The 15274-nt window shown below is 63.1% G+C and carries 14 protein-coding genes; 10 read left to right on the top strand and 4 right to left on the bottom strand.

All coding sequences use genetic code 11. The features are described from left to right. Nucleotides 1-90: 90 nt before the first annotated feature. A complete protein-coding gene (locus B348_RS0100820) occupies nucleotides 91-615 on the bottom strand; it encodes a phospholipase D family protein (protein ID WP_026136454.1) in 525 nt (174 codons plus the stop codon). Nucleotides 616-778: 163 nt separating this feature from the next. On the opposite strand from B348_RS0100820, the gene B348_RS1000000131695 reads away from it, so the two are divergent. The 5 genes from B348_RS1000000131695 (at nucleotide 779) to treS (ending at nucleotide 6095) form a co-directional block, all read left to right on the top strand. Further along, nucleotides 779-958 carry a hypothetical protein gene (locus tag B348_RS1000000131695; protein ID WP_085986514.1) on the top strand — a complete coding sequence of 60 codons (180 nt, stop codon included), beginning with the start codon at nucleotides 779-781 and terminating at the stop codon, nucleotides 956-958. A gap of 151 nt (nucleotides 959-1109) precedes the next feature. Then, nucleotides 1110-1718, top strand: a complete 609-nt coding sequence (locus B348_RS0100810) for a LysE family translocator (protein ID WP_017734274.1) — start codon at nucleotides 1110-1112, stop codon at nucleotides 1716-1718. Nucleotides 1719-2078: 360 nt separating this feature from the next. Beyond that, nucleotides 2079-2747 carry a signal peptidase I gene (lepB, locus tag B348_RS0100800; RefSeq protein ID WP_017734273.1) on the top strand — a complete coding sequence of 223 codons (669 nt, stop codon included), beginning with the start codon at nucleotides 2079-2081 and terminating at the stop codon, nucleotides 2745-2747. Between the two features lie 72 nt (nucleotides 2748-2819). Further along, the gene (locus B348_RS0100795; RefSeq protein ID WP_017734272.1) at nucleotides 2820-3803 is read left to right on the top strand and encodes a GlxA family transcriptional regulator; all 984 of its coding nucleotides are present in this window, start codon (nucleotides 2820-2822) and stop codon (nucleotides 3801-3803) included. A gap of 225 nt (nucleotides 3804-4028) precedes the next feature. Further along, nucleotides 4029-6095 carry a maltose alpha-D-glucosyltransferase gene (gene treS / locus B348_RS0100790; RefSeq protein ID WP_017734271.1) on the top strand — a complete coding sequence of 689 codons (2067 nt, stop codon included), beginning with the start codon at nucleotides 4029-4031 and terminating at the stop codon, nucleotides 6093-6095. 152 nt (nucleotides 6096-6247) lie between these two features. On the opposite strand, the gene B348_RS0100785 is transcribed toward treS, so the two are convergent. Further along, a complete protein-coding gene (locus tag B348_RS0100785; RefSeq protein ID WP_017734270.1) occupies nucleotides 6248-6910 on the bottom strand; it encodes a response regulator in 663 nt (220 codons plus the stop codon). A 3-nt stretch (nucleotides 6911-6913) separates the two neighbouring features. Further along, entirely contained in the window at nucleotides 6914-8335 is a 1422-nt protein-coding gene (gene baeS, locus B348_RS0100780; RefSeq protein WP_026136453.1) for a sensor histidine kinase efflux regulator BaeS, read from the bottom strand. 114 nt (nucleotides 8336-8449) lie between these two features. On the opposite strand from baeS, the gene B348_RS0100775 reads away from it, so the two are divergent. The 5 genes from B348_RS0100775 to B348_RS0100755 all read left to right on the top strand — a co-directional run bounded on the left by B348_RS0100775 (nucleotide 8450) and on the right by B348_RS0100755 (nucleotide 14965). Next, the gene (locus tag B348_RS0100775) at nucleotides 8450-9619 is read left to right on the top strand and encodes an efflux RND transporter periplasmic adaptor subunit (protein WP_017734268.1); all 1170 of its coding nucleotides are present in this window, start codon (nucleotides 8450-8452) and stop codon (nucleotides 9617-9619) included. Between the two features lie 2 nt (nucleotides 9620-9621). Then, nucleotides 9622-12738: an efflux RND transporter permease subunit gene (locus B348_RS0100770; RefSeq protein WP_017734267.1), complete on the top strand. Its 3117-nt coding sequence runs from the start codon at nucleotides 9622-9624 to the stop codon at nucleotides 12736-12738. Continuing rightward, the gene (locus B348_RS0100765) at nucleotides 12735-14120 is read left to right on the top strand and encodes an efflux transporter outer membrane subunit (RefSeq protein ID WP_017734266.1); all 1386 of its coding nucleotides are present in this window, start codon (nucleotides 12735-12737) and stop codon (nucleotides 14118-14120) included. The genes B348_RS0100770 and B348_RS0100765 overlap by 4 nt, the downstream gene beginning before the upstream one ends. Nucleotides 14121-14183: 63 nt before the next feature. Continuing rightward, nucleotides 14184-14582, top strand: coding sequence for a hypothetical protein (locus tag B348_RS0100760; protein WP_017734265.1), 399 nt, complete (start codon nucleotides 14184-14186; stop codon nucleotides 14580-14582). 11 nt (nucleotides 14583-14593) lie between these two features. Next, nucleotides 14594-14965: a hypothetical protein gene (locus B348_RS0100755; protein WP_017734264.1), complete on the top strand. Its 372-nt coding sequence runs from the start codon at nucleotides 14594-14596 to the stop codon at nucleotides 14963-14965. On the opposite strand, the gene B348_RS0100750 is transcribed toward B348_RS0100755, so the two are convergent. Then, complete coding sequence (locus B348_RS0100750; protein ID WP_017734263.1) at nucleotides 14966-15244, bottom strand: hypothetical protein; 279 nt, start codon at nucleotides 15242-15244, stop codon at nucleotides 14966-14968. It lies immediately after the preceding gene. Between the last annotated feature and the right edge of the window lie 30 nt (nucleotides 15245-15274).

Below are 15274 nucleotides of genomic sequence, written 5' to 3'. Positions count from 1 at the left end.
GGGGGGGGGGGGCTGATTCGGGTGTGGTGTTCAGTCTGTTAGGGTTGCAAGCCCCCATGAGCCGGTTCGAATCCGACCTCGGCCAGTTCCTCACCGCGCCGTATACCCCACCCCAAGCTCCCACCGCGACTGCCAATGATCCACATACCGCCGAGCTATCTCCGGCGCCCCCTTGATCACTAGCACATTCTCCGAATTCGCCGTCTCCGCAGACGTCGCATAATTGAATGACCCCGTTTGCACGGTGCTGCCATCAACGATAATCACCTTGTCGTGCTGCAGGTGAAAGTGGTCACTGGTGCGCAGCTCCACGCCGTTGCGGCTGACAAAATCCATAGCGGTGGTGCTTGCCTTACCAAGGTTGCGTTTCTTGTCGATGACCACACGCACCTTCACCCCACGCTTTTGCGCCTCGACCAACGCCCGGGTGATGTCGGGCGCTTGAAAGGCGTAGGCAAGCATCTGGATGCTGTGCCGCGCACTGCCGATGGTCTCCAGGACCAAGGTCCGCGCCGAGCCTTCCGGGGAGAAGCCCACTGCAATAGCGGGTTCAGCCATCGTCAGGGGCGATAGGCCGAGCAGGGCAACCAAGGTGACACATCGAACGATCATCATGTTTCAAACCCCGATAGCGCTGTGTGCAAACGCTTGGTTCGCAGCGCGTTGTAAGTTTAAAAATACAAAGCCTACCAACACGTTACACGATAGCCGTGACGCCGTCGGCTTTCGCTTGTCCTATCTCTCGCGAAACAAATATTGCCAAGCAGAGAGTGTTTTCATGAAGTTGAGTGACTTGACCAAGGCGGCCGTCGTGGTCGCGCTGTTGTCCACCCTTTCGGGTTGCTGGATGTTCATGCCACCACCAGGTGGTGGTGGTGGTGGTGGTGGTGGTGGTGGTGGGCACGGACAAGGCGGCGGCCACGGTGGTGGTCCAGGCGGTGGCGGTGGCCAGCGCTAAGTCGTGCATCCGGGGAGCAAGCCGTTGCGGTTTGCTCCTTTTTTTTGTGCAGCGAAAGTGTATTCCCCGATCCACCCTTAGCTGTACGGGGCGTTCGGCCCGCCAAACCTCTACTGTCACAGGCCTGTCACCACCGTCTGGATGCTGCGCCATGTTCATGTCTACCAGCCTGCTCTCAGCCTTTGTGCTGTTCGCTTTCGTGTCTTCGATCACCCCGGGGCCCAACAACACCATGCTGCTGGCGTCGGGGGTGAACTTTGGGTTTCGTCGCTCGATGCCCCACGCACTGGGGATCAGCATCGGTTTCATGCTGTTGGTGATTGCGGTCGGCCTGGGGTTGGGCGAGGTGTTCAAGGTGTTCCCTTGGGCCTACACGGTGTTGCGTTATGTGGGCGCGGCGTATCTGCTGTACCTGGCGTGGAAGATTGCGACGTCCGCCGGCATGTCCGAGAGCAGTGATGCCCGCGGCAAGCCAATGACCTTCCTCGGCGCGGCGGCGTTTCAGTGGGTCAATCCCAAGGCGTGGATCATGGCGCTGGGGGCAATCACTACGTATACGCCGGCCGAGGGGTATGTCACCAATGTGCTGGTGATCGCCTTGGTGTTTGCCGTGGTCAACCTGCCCAGCGTGTGTGTCTGGGTGGGCTGTGGCAGCGGCCTGCGCAATGTGTTGCGCGAGCCGCGCTGGTTGCGGGTGTTCAACGGGTCAATGGCGGGCCTGCTGGTGCTGTCGTTGTACCCGATGTTGTTTGCCGGCTGACCGCGTTACACCGGCGAGATGGTCGCCAGCAGGCCGATGCCGATGGTCAGCACTAAAAAGCCGAACAGGAAAATTGCCATCTTGGTCATAAGGCCTCCGAAGGGAAGGGGGCGCCAGGAAGTGTCCTGGTGCACTCGACAAGGGTGTCGGGAGTGGGCGTATTGTCCGCCCGGGGCAGTTTTCGATACAGAGGCAGATGCAAAAGAAAAAACCGTATCAGATGCACGCTCAGGCCCCTGGCTTCAGGCTGTGCAGGGTGGCGGATTGTTCAAGCTCAGCCCACAATCCGGTGTTTATGCGCCCGCCAACCTGTAATCTTTACGCTCGATAGTGACCGTTACCGTGCCCGTGCGAGGATGTATGCGACGTCTGTTGAGCAAATACCGTTACGCCATTATTTTCTGGCTGTGCTTCGGCATCTTCCGCACCTCCCTGGCCGATTGGAACCCCATCCCCTCCGGCTCCATGCGCCCGACGCTGGTGGAGGGCGATGTGGTGCTGGTCAATCGCGTCGCCTACGACCTCAAGCTGCCGCTGACCGACATCTCGGTAGTCGCGCTGGAAAACCCGCAACGGGGCGACGTGGTTACTTTCACCTCACCCAAGGACGGCGTGCGCCTGATCAAGCGCATCGTCGGCATCCCCGGCGACACCCTGCAAATGAAAAACGAGGTGCTGTGGATCAACGGCGAGCCGGCCACCTACCTCGATGCGCAGGCCATCAGCGAGCGCATCTCGCCTGAGCAATCCATCGCCGGGATCCAGCTGACCGAGCTGGCGAGCAACAGTCGGCGCAGCATCCAGTTCATGCCCCAGGTGCGCGCACGCCGCGACTTCGGCCCGCTGGTCGTGCCTGCCGACAGCTACTTCATGCTCGGCGACAACCGTGACAACAGCGCGGATTCGCGCTACATCGGCTTTGTGCCGCGCCGATTGCTGATCGGTCGCGCGCACCATATCCTGGCGTCCGCGCAGATCCTCGATCATTGGATGCCGCGATTTCGCCGATTTGGTGCGCCAATCCTCTAAGATGGCGCCCACTGCACCAACAACAATAAAGTGGGCAACCCCTCGATGGAAAGACGCCAGTTCAGCGGTGGCATGAAAGGCAAGAACCTGCGCTACCTGAATGACAACCCGCAACAGCCGTCGCCGGTCACCCGTGTCGGCTTTGTGTTGCTTGAACACTTCTCCCTGCCCGCATTCACCCAGACCCTCGACACCCTGGTCACCGCCAACCTGCTGCGCCCGGATCTGTTTGCCACGCGCACCTTTGGCTGGGACGACGGCGAAGTCATCAGCGACCTCGGCCTGGTGATCCGCCCGGATGCGCGCCTCGACGTCGCGGCGTTGCACGAGCTGGAACTGCTGGTGATTTGCGGGGGCTTTCGCACCGAACTCAAGGCGGGCGACGACTTCGTGCAACTGCTGCGGGTTGCCGCCGAACAAGGCGTGGGCCTGGCGGGGTTGTGGAATGGCTCGTGGTTTCTCGGCCGTGCCGGCTTGCTCCAGGGCTACCACTGCGCGATCCACCCGGAACATCGCCCGGCGTTGGCGGAGGTGTCCAAGGCGGCCCACGTCACCAGCGAACCCTTTGTGATCGATCGCGACCGGCTCACGGCGTCCAGCCCATCCGGGGCGTTTCATATGGCCCTGGACTGGATCAAGAGCCTGCACGGCAAAGCCTTGGTCGAAGGCATCGAAGACATCCTGGCGTTTGAAGAATCGCGCTACCGGCGCATCAAGCCGACGGAAAACGTCAGCGTCAGCGCGCCGTTGCGCGAAGTGGTCAAGCTGATGGACGCCAACCTCGAAGAACCCCTGGAGCTGGACCAACTGGCCGTGTACGCCGGCCGCTCCCGGCGCCAGCTTGAGCGGTTGTTCAAGGAACAACTGGGCACCACGCCGCAGCGCTACTACATGGAACTGCGCGTGACCGAAGCGCGGCGGTTGTTGCAGCACACTGAACTGTCCCAGGTGGAAGTGCTGGTGGCCTGCGGGTTTGTGTCGCCGAGCCATTTCAGCAAGTGCTACAGCTCGTACTTTGGGTATCGGCCTTCCAAGGAGAAGCGGTTGGTCAAGTAGCGGGGTAGTTGGCAGTACCGGCGCCATCGCAGGCAAGCCAGCTCCCACAGGGTGAATTGTGAACACGGTCAAATGTGGGAGCTGGCTTGTCGGGTCGCCGCATCGCTGCGATAGCGCCAGCCCAGACAACATCCAAACCCCAGACCCACCACCCAATGCAACGATTCGCCCCCACACCCCTCATATGTCTACACCCAACGTTTCTCCACGACAGGTAGCGGGCTTATGACGGCGGCGGACAATGATCATGTGAACTGGCTGGTGCAACAGTCGATGCTGCACGCGGCACGCCAGCGCGCGAGGCTCTATTCCGGGCAAGGGCGCCTGTGGCAGCAGCCTTATGCGCAGACCCGGCCACGGGACGCGACGGCGCTGTCTTCGGTGTGGTTTACCGCCTACCCGGCGTCGATTGTCACCCGTGACGGCGGTACGGTACTGGAAGCCCTTGGCGATGAAAGCCTGTGGCAGGCCTTGTCGAAGATCGGCATCCAGGGCATCCACAACGGCCCGCTGAAAAAGTCCGGCGGCCTGAGCGGCAGCCAGCACACGCCGACCATCGACGGCAATTTCGACCGCATCAGCTTCGACATCGACCCGCAACTGGGCACCGAGGCGCAGTTGCAGGCGTTGACGCGCATGGCCGCCGCGCACAATGCGGTGATCATCGACGATGTGATCCCGTCCCACACCGGCAAGGGCGCGGACTTTCGCCTGGCCGAGATGGCCTACGAGGACTACCCCGGCCTCTACCACATGGTGGAGATCCGCGAAGAAGACTGGCCGCTGCTGCCCGACGTCGCCGAGGGCGATGACGCGCACAACCTCAGCCCGCCCCAGGTCGATGCCCTGCGTGACAAGCACTACATCGTCGGCCAGTTGCAGCGGGTGATTTTCTTCGAGCCCGGCGTCAAGGAAACCGACTGGAGCGCCACGCCGGTCGTCCTCGGCGTGGACGGCAAGCCGCGCCGCTGGGTGTACCTGCATTACTTCAAGGCCGGCCAGCCCTCACTGAACTGGCTGGACCCGAGCTTCGCCGCGCAGCAGATGATCATCGGCGACGCCTTGCACGCCATCGATGTGATGGGTGCGAAGATCCTGCGCCTGGATGCCAACGGCTTCCTCGGCGTGGAACGCAAGCTGGACGGCACGGCCTGGTCGGAAAGCCACCCGCTGTCGATCACCGGCAACCAACTGCTGGGCGGGGCGATTCGCAAGGCGGGCGGCTTCAGCTTCCAGGAATTGAACCTGACCGTGGACGACATCGCCGCCATGTCCCACGGCGGCGCAGACCTGTCCTACGACTTCATCACACGCCCGGCCTACCAGCATGCCTTGCTGATGGGCGATACCGAATTCCTGCGCCTGATGCTGCGCCAGATGCACAGCCTGGGCATCGACCCCGGTTCGTTGATCCATGCCCTGCAAAACCACGACGAACTGACCCTGGAACTGGTGCACTTCTGGACCCTGCACGCCCATGACAGCTATCAATACCAGGGCCAGACCTTCCCCGGCAACAGCCTGCGCGAGCACATCCGCGAACAGATGTACGAGCGCCTGGCGGGCGAGCAGGCGCCGTATAACCTCAAGTTCGTCACCAACGGCGTGGCCTGCACCACGGCCAGCATCATCACGGCGGCATTGGGCATTCGCGACCTGGCGGCGATCACCTCGGCGGATATCCAGCAGATCCGCCAGATCCACCTGCTGCTGGTGATGTACAACGCCATGCAGCCGGGGGTATTTGCCTTGTCCGGCTGGGACCTGGTGGGCGCGTTGCCTTTGGCGGCGGATAGCGTGGCGCATTTGATGGGCGATGGTGACACACGCTGGATTCATCGCGGGGCCTACGACCTGGTGGACCTCAACCCCGGCGCCGAACTGTCCGCCGGGCAGATGCCGCGCGCGCAAAGCCTGTATGGCAGCCTCAACAGCCAATTGCAGGACCCCGAATCCTTTGCCTCACAGCTGCAAAAAATCCTCGCGGTTCGCCGAGCCTACGACATCGCGGCGAGCCGCCAGATCCTCGTGCCGGATGTGCAAAACCCTGGGCTGCTGATCATGGTTCATGAGCTGCCGGCGGGGAAGGGCACGCAAATCACCGCGCTGAACTTTGGCGCGACGCCGATCACTGAAACCCTGCACTTGCCCGACATTGCGCCGGGGCCGGTGGTGGACATTATCAATGAGCGGGTCGAAGGCGACCTGACGGCGGAGGGTGAATTCACCATCACCCTGGATGCGTACGAAGGCTTGGCACTGCGCGTTGTCAGCACGACCCCGATGCTGTGATCGATCGCGGTCAAAATGTGGGAGCTGGCTTGCCTGCGATAGCATCACCCTGGTGTGCCTGATATACCGAGGTGTCTGCATCGCAGGCAAGCCAGCTCCCACAAGAGCCAGCTCCCACAGAGGCCTGGGCCCACAGTTGAACTGGGGTGGCCTCAGAGTTGGAAGCGATACCCCACGCCATACAACGACTCAATCGGCGTCTCCCCCGGGCGCACCTGCTCCAGCTTGCGCCGCAGGTTGCGGATATGGCTGTCCACCGTGCGGTCGGTCACCACGCGGTGGTCGGAGTAGATGTTGTCCAGCAACTGATCGCGGGAGAACACCCGCCCCGGTGCACGGGCGAAGGTGTTGAGCAGGCGCAGTTCCAGCGGCGTCAGGTCCAGGGCCACGCCATCGAGGGTTGCCTGGTATTGCGCTTCGTCGATCACCAAGCGGGCTGCGGCATTGGTCAGCAGTTGCGGGCCACGGCGCAGGATCGCCTTGACCCTGGCCACCACTTCCCGTGGGCTGAAGGGCTTGCAGATGTAATCGTCGGCCCCCAGTTCCAGGCCGAGCAGGCGGTCTACTTCTTCGACGCGGGCGGTGATCATGATGATCGGCACCGCGCTGAACCCCCGCAGGTCCTGGCACAGCTGGATGCCGTCGCGGCCGGGCAGCATCAGGTCGAGCAGGATCAGTTTCGGCGCGTGGGCGCGCACGGCGGGCACCACTTGCAGGCCGTTGTCCAGGCACTGCGTGGTGTAGCCGGCGGCGCTCAGGTAGTCCTGCATCAGGGCGGCGAGTTTGGGTTCGTCTTCGACGATCAGAATGTCCATGGCTTATGCGCTCCGGGGCAGGCGCAGGGTCAGCCATAGGCCGCCGAGGGGCGAGTGGTCGGCGCTGAGGCTGCCGCCGTGGGCGAGGGCGATGCTGCGACAGATCGCCAACCCCAACCCGGCGCCGCCGCTTTCGCGGTTGCGCGAGGATTCACCCCGGTAGAAGCGCTCGAACAGACGCGGCAGCTGACTGGCCGAGACGCCGGGGCCGGAGTCCATGAATTCGATGCGCACCTCATCGCGCTCAACGGCGGCACTGATCCGCACCACGCCGCCTGGGTCGGTATAGCGCACGGCGTTCTCCAGCAGGTTGGAAAACAACTGCTGCAAACGATCAGCGTCCGCCACCAACTCCAGCGGCTGGCTCGGCAGCGCCAACTCCACGCGCAACCGTCGGGCATTGAGGCGTTCCTGGAACATGGCCACGCTGTGTTCCAGCAACCCGTTGAGCCCGCACGGCGCCTTGCGATAGGTCAGGGCGCCGACGTCCGCCAACGACAACTCATACAGGTCATCCACCAACTTGCTCAGCATGCTGACTTCGCCTTGCAGCGATTTCATCGCGTTCTGGTCCAGGCTGCGCACACCGTCCTCAATCGCTTCCAACTCGCCCCGCAGCACCGACAGCGGCGTGCGCAGTTCGTGGGAGACATCGGCCATGAACTCGCGGCGCATCTGTTCGTTGCGCTCCAGGGTGTAGGCCAATTGGTTGAAGTCGCGGGCCAACTGGCCGACTTCATCGTCAGACGCCACCGCGACGCGGCTGCTGTAGTCGCCGCTGGCCAGGCGGTGGGTGGCGGCGGCCACGCGCTTGACCGGCTCCAGCAAGGTGCGGGCGATCCACCAGGCAATCAGCATCGCCATCAGCAGCGAGAACAGGCCCATCACCAGGCTGGTACGAAACTGGTATTGCTGGAAACGCTCGCCGCCGGCTTCGGTGACGCTCTGGAACGGCGTCACGGCGAGCCAGCCGACGGTTTCACCGGCCACCACAATCGGCAGGGCCAGGGCGTCGTCGCCAATGGCGGGGTAGCCGGTCACGCGTTTTTTGTCTTGATCCAGCAGGGCGATGCGGAACAGGGCGCCGGTCAGGTCGGAGATCTGCGGCGTCTTCAAGTCGCGCACCGCCTGCTTTTCACCCGGCTCGGGGCGCATCACTTCAAACCAGCGGTCTGGCTGATTGCGAAAGAACTCCCAACCGCCCTCGCGCTCGTAGGCACTGGCCAGGCGCGGCACTACCGGGGCCATGCGCTCCAGCGCCTGCTCGTTGATATAGCCGAGAAAGCCGCGACCAAAACTCCAACTGGTGGCCACGCCCATGCTGAGGATGACCAGCAGCACACCGGCCAGCACCGCAATAAACAACTTGGTGGAGATACTCAGCTTCATGCACACAGGGCCGTGGTTAAAAAGACACCCGCCCATTTAGGCCCCCAGGCGCGAAAGATTCAACCCGGGCGGGCAATCTTCAATTTTCCTGCACATTTGCCTCGCAGCATAAGGGTAAGGCTTGCGCCACCCCGTCTTGCAGAGGCAGATATGTCGACCAAATTCTTCGCCAAATACCTGGTAACCGCCGCCGTTGTCCTTTCCCTGATTATTCTTGCGGTGCTCGGCGGCTGTTCGGCCGGCGACCCGGCGCCGCAGGCTGTCACGCCAGAGGTCACGGTGCTTACCGTACAACCGAAAGCCCAGGTGCTGACCACGGAACTGGCCGGGCGCACCCAGGCCTTTATGGTCGCCGAGATCCGCCCGCAGGTCGGCGGCATCGTGCAGCAGCGCCTGTTTGTCGAAGGCGCCGAGGTCAAGGCCGGGCAAGCGCTGTACCAGCTGGATGCCGCGCCCTATAAGGCAGCGCTGACCCAGGCCGAGGCCACGTTGAGCAAGGCGCGCGCCAGCCTCAAGTCGGCGCAGACCACCGCCACGCGCAACGCGCAACTGGTGAAGATCGACGCCATCAGCCAGCAAACCCACGAAGACTCCCAAGCCACGCTGCTGACCGCGACCGCCGACGTGCAAGTGGCCGAAGCCGACGTGGCCACCGCGCGCATCAACCTTGGCTACACGCGCATCAGCTCGCCGGTGGGTGGGCGCATCGAAACCTCCACCGTCACCCCCGGCGCACTGGTCGTGGCCAACCAGGACACGGCCCTGACCACCGTGCAGCAACTCGACCCGCTGTACGTCGATGTCGTGCAATCCACCACCGAGTTGCTCGGCCTCAAGCGCGACCTGGCCAGCGGCGTGTTGCAAGCCAACGCCAATGGCGAAGCGCGCATCAGCCTCAAGCTGGATGACGGCAGCACCTACAACCACGAAGGCCGCCTGACGTTCAGCGGCGTCAGCGTCAACCAGAGCACCGGCACCGTGACCTTGCGTGCGGTGTTCGCCAACCCCGAGCACCTGCTGTTGCCGGGCATGTACGTGCGCGGCGTGCTGGAACAGGCCCGCGACAAACAGGCGATCCTGATCCCGCAACAGGCCGTAAGCCGCAGCGCCAGCGGCGTGACCTCGGTGTTGCTGGTGGTGGAGGGCAAGGTCGAGCAACGGGTGCTCACGGTCGACCGTGCGGTGGGCAATCAATGGTGGGTGACGGCCGGGTTGCAGGCCGGTGACCAGGTGATCGTCGAAGGTGGGCAAAAAGTCCGCGTCGGCGCCGTGGTGCAGACCAAAGCCGCCGCTGCCGCCGCACTGGCGCAGGAGGGTTGAGCATGGCGCGTTTTTTTATTGATCGACCGATTTTTGCCTGGGTCATTGCCATCGTGATCATGCTCGGCGGTGCGCTGTCCATCAGCCAGTTGCCGCTGGAGCAATACCCCGACATCGCGCCGCCGACGGTGCGCATCTCCGCGACCTACACCGGCGCGTCGGCCAAGACCGTCGAAGACTCGGTAACCCAGGTCATCGAGCAGGCCCTCACCGGCCTCGACAACCTGACCTATATGTCGTCCTCCAGCAGCTCGGCGGGCAGCGCCAGCATCAACCTGACCTTTGGCGCCGGCACCGACCCGGACGTGGCGCAAATGCAGGTGCAGAACAAGCTGCAACAGGCCGAATCGCGCTTGCCGCAGTCGGTGCAAAGCGAAGGCTTGACGGTGACCAAGGGCGGCTCGGACTTCCTGATGATCGCCGCGCTGGCCTCGGACAACCCCAGTGTCACCGGCACGCAGATCGGTGATTACATTTCCAGCACCTTGCTCGATTCCATCAGCCGCCTCGACGGCGTGGGCGAGGTGCAAACCCTCGGCTCGGGCTACGCCATGCGCATCTGGCTGGACCCGGCACTGCTGGAAAAATACGCGCTGATGCCGTCCGACGTGAGCAGCGCCCTCGAAGCGCAGAACACTGAAGTCTCTGCCGGCCAGCTTGGCGCGTTACCGGCGGTGAAAGGCCAGCAACTCAACGCCACCATCACCGCGCGCAGCAAGCTGCAAACCGCCGAGGAATTTCGCAATGTGGTAGTCAAGTCCAGCAGCGACGGCGCGCTGGTGCTGCTGGGCGATGTGGCCACGGTGGAACTGGGCAGTGAGAGCTATGACATCACCTCGGCGCTCAACGGCAAGCCCGCATCCGCCATGGGCGTGCAACTGGCGGCCGGTGCGAATGCGCTGAGCGTGGGCGAGGCGGTCAAGGCCAGGCTGGCGGAAATGGAGCCGTTCTACCCCACTGAAATGCAGCTGAAAAACGTGATCGCCTACGACACCACGCCGTTCGTGAGCCTGTCCATCGAGGAAGTGGTCAAGTCCCTCGGCGAGGCCATCGTGCTGGTGGTGCTGATCATGTTCCTGTTTCTACAGAACTTTCGCGCCACGCTGATTCCGGCGATTACCGTGCCGGTGGTGCTGCTCGGCACCTTTGGCGTGCTCGCCCTGTTTGGCTACTCGATCAACACCCTGACCATGTTCGCCATGGTCTTGGCCATCGGCCTGTTGGTGGACGATGCGATCGTGGTGGTGGAAAACGTCGAGCGGGTGATGAGCGAAGAAGGATTGTCGCCCCTGGAGGCCACGCGCAAGTCGATGGCGGAAATCACCAGCGCCCTGGTGGGCATCGCGCTGGTGCTGAGCGCGGTGTTTATCCCCATGGCGTTTTTTGGCGGCTCGACGGGGATTATCTACCGGCAGTTTTCCGTGACGATTGTCTCGGCCATGGTGCTGTCGGTGCTGGTGGCAATGACCCTGACCCCGGCGTTGTGCGCCACGCTGCTCAAACCCAGCCATGCCCAGGGCGGTTTCTTCGGCTGGTTCAACCGCAGTTTCGAGCGCAGCTCCCTCGCCTATGAACGCCTGGTGGGCGGCGTGTTGCAACGCGGGCGCCGCAGTTTGTTGATCTACGCGGTGGTGGTGGCGGCGATGGCGGCGGGGTATGCGAGCCTGCCTACCTCGTTTTTGCCGGACGAGGACCAGGGCACCCTGATGGCGCAGATCCAATTGCCGGTGGGCGCCACCGACAGCCGTACCCAGGCGGTGATGACGCAGTTCGAGGACTATCTCCTCAAGCAGCCAGAGGTCGAGGCGATGATCAGCATCACCGGCCTGGGCATGGGCGGCAACAGCCAGAACACCGCGCGCGCGTTTATCCGCCTCAAGGACTGGAGTGAACGCTCGGCGAGCGGCCAGGACGCGGCCTCGATTGCCCAGCGGGCGACACTGGCGTTGCAAAGCATCGGCGATGCCGACGTGTTCGTCATGCAACCACCGGCGGTGCGCGGCCTGGGCCAGAGTTCGGGGTTCGATTTGCAGCTCAAGGACCTTGGTGGCCTCGGCCACGAGGCCTTGGTGGCGGCCCGCGAGCAATTTATCCAACTGGCCAAGCAAGACCCGCGCTTGCTCGGGGTGCGCGCCAACGGCCTGGACGATACACCGCAGCTCAAGGTGACGATCGACGACCGCAAGGCCGGGGCCTTGAGCCTGAGCACCAGCGATATCAACACCACCTTGTCCACGGCGTTGGGTGGCAGCTACGTGAATGACTTCCTCAACCAGGACCGCGTGAAAAAGGTGTATGTGCAGGGCGCCGCCGAATCGCGCATGCAGGCGGCGGACCTGAGCCACTGGTTCGTGCGCAACAGCCTGGGCGAGATGGTGCCGTTTTCGTCCTTCGCCAGCAGCGCGTGGAGCTACGGTTCGCCGCTGTTGGAACGCTACAACGGCAACACGTCCCTGGAAGTGGTGGGGGACCCGGCGCCTGGCGTGAGTTCCGGCGCGGCGATGGATGCGGTGGAAGCCATCGTCAGGCAACTGCCGGCGGGCATCGGTTATGAGTGGACGGGGCAGTCGTACCAGTTGCGGTTGTCCGGTTCGCAAGCGCCGTTGCTGTACGCGGTCTCGGTGCTGTTTGTATTCCTCTGCCTGGCGGCGTTGTACGAGAGTTGGTCGGTGCCGTTTTCGGTGATCCTGGTGGTGCCGCTGGGGGTGGTTGGCGCCGTGTTGGCGACCAAGGTCAGCGGCCTGAGCAATGACGTGTACTTCCAGGTCGGGCTGTTGACCACCGTGGGCCTGGCGGCGAAGAACGCGATCCTCATCGTCGAATTTGCCAAGCACCTGCATGAGCAGGGCAGGAGCCTGCGCGAGGCGACGTTGATCGCCGTGCGCCAACGCCTGCGGCCGATCCTGATGACCTCCCTGGCGTTTATGTTTGGCGTGGTGCCCCTGGCCCTGAGCACCGGCGCAGGTTCCGCTGGGCGGCAGGCCATTGGCACGGGCGTGTTGGGCGGCATGTTCAGCGCCACGCTGCTGGGGATCTTTTTTGTCCCGCTGTTCTTCGTGATGATCCGCCGCCGTTTCGGTCGCGTGTCGACCCCATCTGCCAATACAGGTGACGCATGATCAAGTTTCACTGGCCCTTGCTGGCCGTCCTCGCGCTGAATGGTTGCGTCAATCTGGCGCCGACGTATGAGCGGCCCGAAGCCCCGATCCCCGCGCAATGGCAAGCCGGCGTCAACGGTGATGTCGCGGCGGATATCCAGTGGCAGCCGTTCTTTACCGACAGCCGCCTGGCCCGATTGCAGACCCTGGCCCTGGCCAACAACCGCGACCTGCGCCTGGCCAGCCTGAATATCGAAAAGGCCCAGGCGCAATACCGCATCCAGCGTGCGGCGGCGTTGCCGAGCATCGATGCGGGCGTCAGCGGCACTCACAGCCGCACGCCGGGGTCGCTGTCGAGCAGCGGCGTGGCGTCCACCAGCCATGACTACAGCGCGCAATTGGGGTTGAGCAGTTATGAAGTGGATGTGTTTGGCCGTGTGCAGAATCTTCAGGATGAAGCCCTGCAAGCCTATCTGGCGCTGACCGAAACCCGGCGCAGTACGCAGATCAGCCTGGTCGCCGAAGTGGCAACAGCGTGGTTGACGTTGGCTGCCGACAACGAGCGATTGCAGCTCGCCCAGGACACCTTGGCCAGCCAGCAGACCACTTATGAACTGACCCAACGCAGCCACGCCCTCGGCGGTTCTGCCGCACTGGCGGTGGCCCAGGCGCAAACCACCGTGGAGTCGGCGCGCGGCGATGTGGCGGAGTATCAGAGCCAGATCCTGCAAGACCGCAACGCGTTGCGCCTGCTGGTCGGCAGCGACATCCCCGACACGCTGCTGCCGGGTACGCGCCTGGAGTCTGCGGCGGCGCTGGTGCAAGTGCCGGCTGAATTGCCGTCGAGCCTGTTGCAGCGTCGGCCGGATGTGCTGGCGGCGGAACACAGCCTGCAATCGGCGAATATCGACATTGGCGCGGCGCGGGCGGCGTTCTTTCCCAGCATCAGCCTGACGGCCAATGCGGGCTCTGCCAGCGCGGCCTTGTCCGGGTTGTTCAAGGCCGGCAGTGGCGCCTGGACGTTTGCGCCGAGTATCAGCCTGCCGATTTTCGATGCCGGCAGTAACCGCGCCACACTGGATGCGGCCAAGGTCGAGAAGGAGATCCAGGTGCAGACCTATCAACAAACCCTGCAAACCGCGTTCAAGGAAGTCGCCGACGCGCTGGCGGTGCGCAGCACCCTGGACCAGCGCCTGGCCGCGCAGCAGGCGTTTACCGAGGCCAGCCAGAAAAGTTTCGACCTGTCCGATGCACTCTATCGCGCCGGTTCGCAAAGCTACCTGGAGGCCCTGGATTCACAGCGCTCGCTGTACAGCGCCGAACAGGACCTGATCACCTTGCGCCTGGCCGAACAGAGCAATCGGGTGACGTTGTACAAGGTCATGGGGGGAGGGTGGCAGTAAGCCTGCGTTGATCCCTTGTAGGAATGCCACTAGGATCATGGCCTTTTTCAAGGGAATGAGACGATGCTGGCAAACTTGCAAAAGAGTGGCGCGCTGTTCGCGGCGAGCCTGGCCCTGACCGGTTGTATCCATTACGAACACGACAGCGCGAAAGGCAAGCCTGCCGAGCAAGTCGTGACGATCCAGCAGTTCGATAAGTCGCTGACGATCGTCAAGATCGACGGGGAACAGACCCTGTACTGGCTGAGCCGCCAGAGCGAATACCGCGTGGGGGCTGGCGTCCATACCCTGCAGGTGCGCAAGTTCATCACCGCGCAGACGCACACGGCACTGGTTCCGCTGACCGTGGAGTTGGCCCCGGGGCGCACGTACGGGCTGTATGGTTTTTCGTCGTTGAACCAATGGAGTTACGACATTCGTGACATCGAGACGGGGAAAAGTGCCTCGGTCGTCAAGCCGTGAGGGATCACACTATGCTGCGCAGGTTGTTCACCCATGCCTTGGCGCTGAGCGCCGTGTTCGCGAGTTCCGGCGCCTGGGCGTGGCACAGCGAGGGCGACAAGATCATCATGACCCAGCAGGAGCGCCAGTACTGCCGTACTTGGGAGGCTGATGGCATTGCGGCCATGATGGCCCGGCAGGAAAACACCGAACCGCCTTGGCAGGGGAGCGGCACCTCTGATATGGAAAAAAGCATACGCACTGTGTTTATGCGTCAGGTCCAGGACTACCCGATTGAAAGCACCAAGGAAGCCCGCATGGCGGTCATTGAGAAATACGGCAAGCAGATGGAGATGCGCTGCTTCGGGATGATTACCTCAAAACCATCAAGCAAAGCACCCTGATCACGGCCACGGCGTGGGCGCAGGTTTGGGCTGCTTCTTGAAGTAGCCCGTGCGCAGGTAGCGGGCCAGGCGCCAGATGCCATAGGCCACCGCCGCCACCAGCACGCCGCCGATGATGTAACCGATCGCCAGGCCTTGCTCGTAAGAGGTCAAGTAGCCCCGGCGCCACAGGCGTACGGCGTCGGCAATCGTCCTTGGGGTTTGAATCCACATCATGATGGACAGGAGATATAGCGGGAGCGAGGCCACAAGACGTAGCCAGTAAGCGGTCTTGCTCATCTGTTGTTTCTTCCTTGGGGTGTGTAACCG

It is taken from the genome of Pseudomonas sp. CBZ-4 (assembly GCF_000346755.1).
Lineage (GTDB): Bacteria > Pseudomonadota > Gammaproteobacteria > Pseudomonadales > Pseudomonadaceae > Aquipseudomonas.
This window is presented reverse-complemented; position numbering and strand designations above follow the sequence as displayed.

Bases quoted from the DNA above. Each gene is read 5' to 3' on its own strand.
- B348_RS0100820 (WP_026136454.1), bottom strand. From the start codon at position 615: ATGATGATCGTTCGATGTGTCACCTTGGTTGCCCTGCTCGGCCTATCG.
- B348_RS1000000131695 (WP_085986514.1), top strand. From the start codon at position 779: ATGAAGTTGAGTGACTTGACCAAGGCGGCCGTCGTGGTCGCGCTGTTG.
- B348_RS0100810 (WP_017734274.1), top strand. From the start codon at position 1,110: ATGTTCATGTCTACCAGCCTGCTCTCAGCCTTTGTGCTGTTCGCTTTC.
- lepB (WP_017734273.1), top strand. From the start codon at position 2,079: ATGCGACGTCTGTTGAGCAAATACCGTTACGCCATTATTTTCTGGCTG.
- B348_RS0100795 (WP_017734272.1), top strand. From the start codon at position 2,820: ATGAAAGGCAAGAACCTGCGCTACCTGAATGACAACCCGCAACAGCCG.
- treS (WP_017734271.1), top strand. From the start codon at position 4,029: ATGACGGCGGCGGACAATGATCATGTGAACTGGCTGGTGCAACAGTCG.
- B348_RS0100785 (WP_017734270.1), bottom strand. From the start codon at position 6,910: ATGGACATTCTGATCGTCGAAGACGAACCCAAACTCGCCGCCCTGATG.
- baeS (WP_026136453.1), bottom strand. From the start codon at position 8,335: ATGGGCGGGTGTCTTTTTAACCACGGCCCTGTGTGCATGAAGCTGAGT.
- B348_RS0100775 (WP_017734268.1), top strand. From the start codon at position 8,450: ATGTCGACCAAATTCTTCGCCAAATACCTGGTAACCGCCGCCGTTGTC.
- B348_RS0100770 (WP_017734267.1), top strand. From the start codon at position 9,622: ATGGCGCGTTTTTTTATTGATCGACCGATTTTTGCCTGGGTCATTGCC.
- B348_RS0100765 (WP_017734266.1), top strand. From the start codon at position 12,735: ATGATCAAGTTTCACTGGCCCTTGCTGGCCGTCCTCGCGCTGAATGGT.
- B348_RS0100760 (WP_017734265.1), top strand. From the start codon at position 14,184: ATGCTGGCAAACTTGCAAAAGAGTGGCGCGCTGTTCGCGGCGAGCCTG.
- B348_RS0100755 (WP_017734264.1), top strand. From the start codon at position 14,594: ATGCTGCGCAGGTTGTTCACCCATGCCTTGGCGCTGAGCGCCGTGTTC.
- B348_RS0100750 (WP_017734263.1), bottom strand. From the start codon at position 15,244: ATGAGCAAGACCGCTTACTGGCTACGTCTTGTGGCCTCGCTCCCGCTA.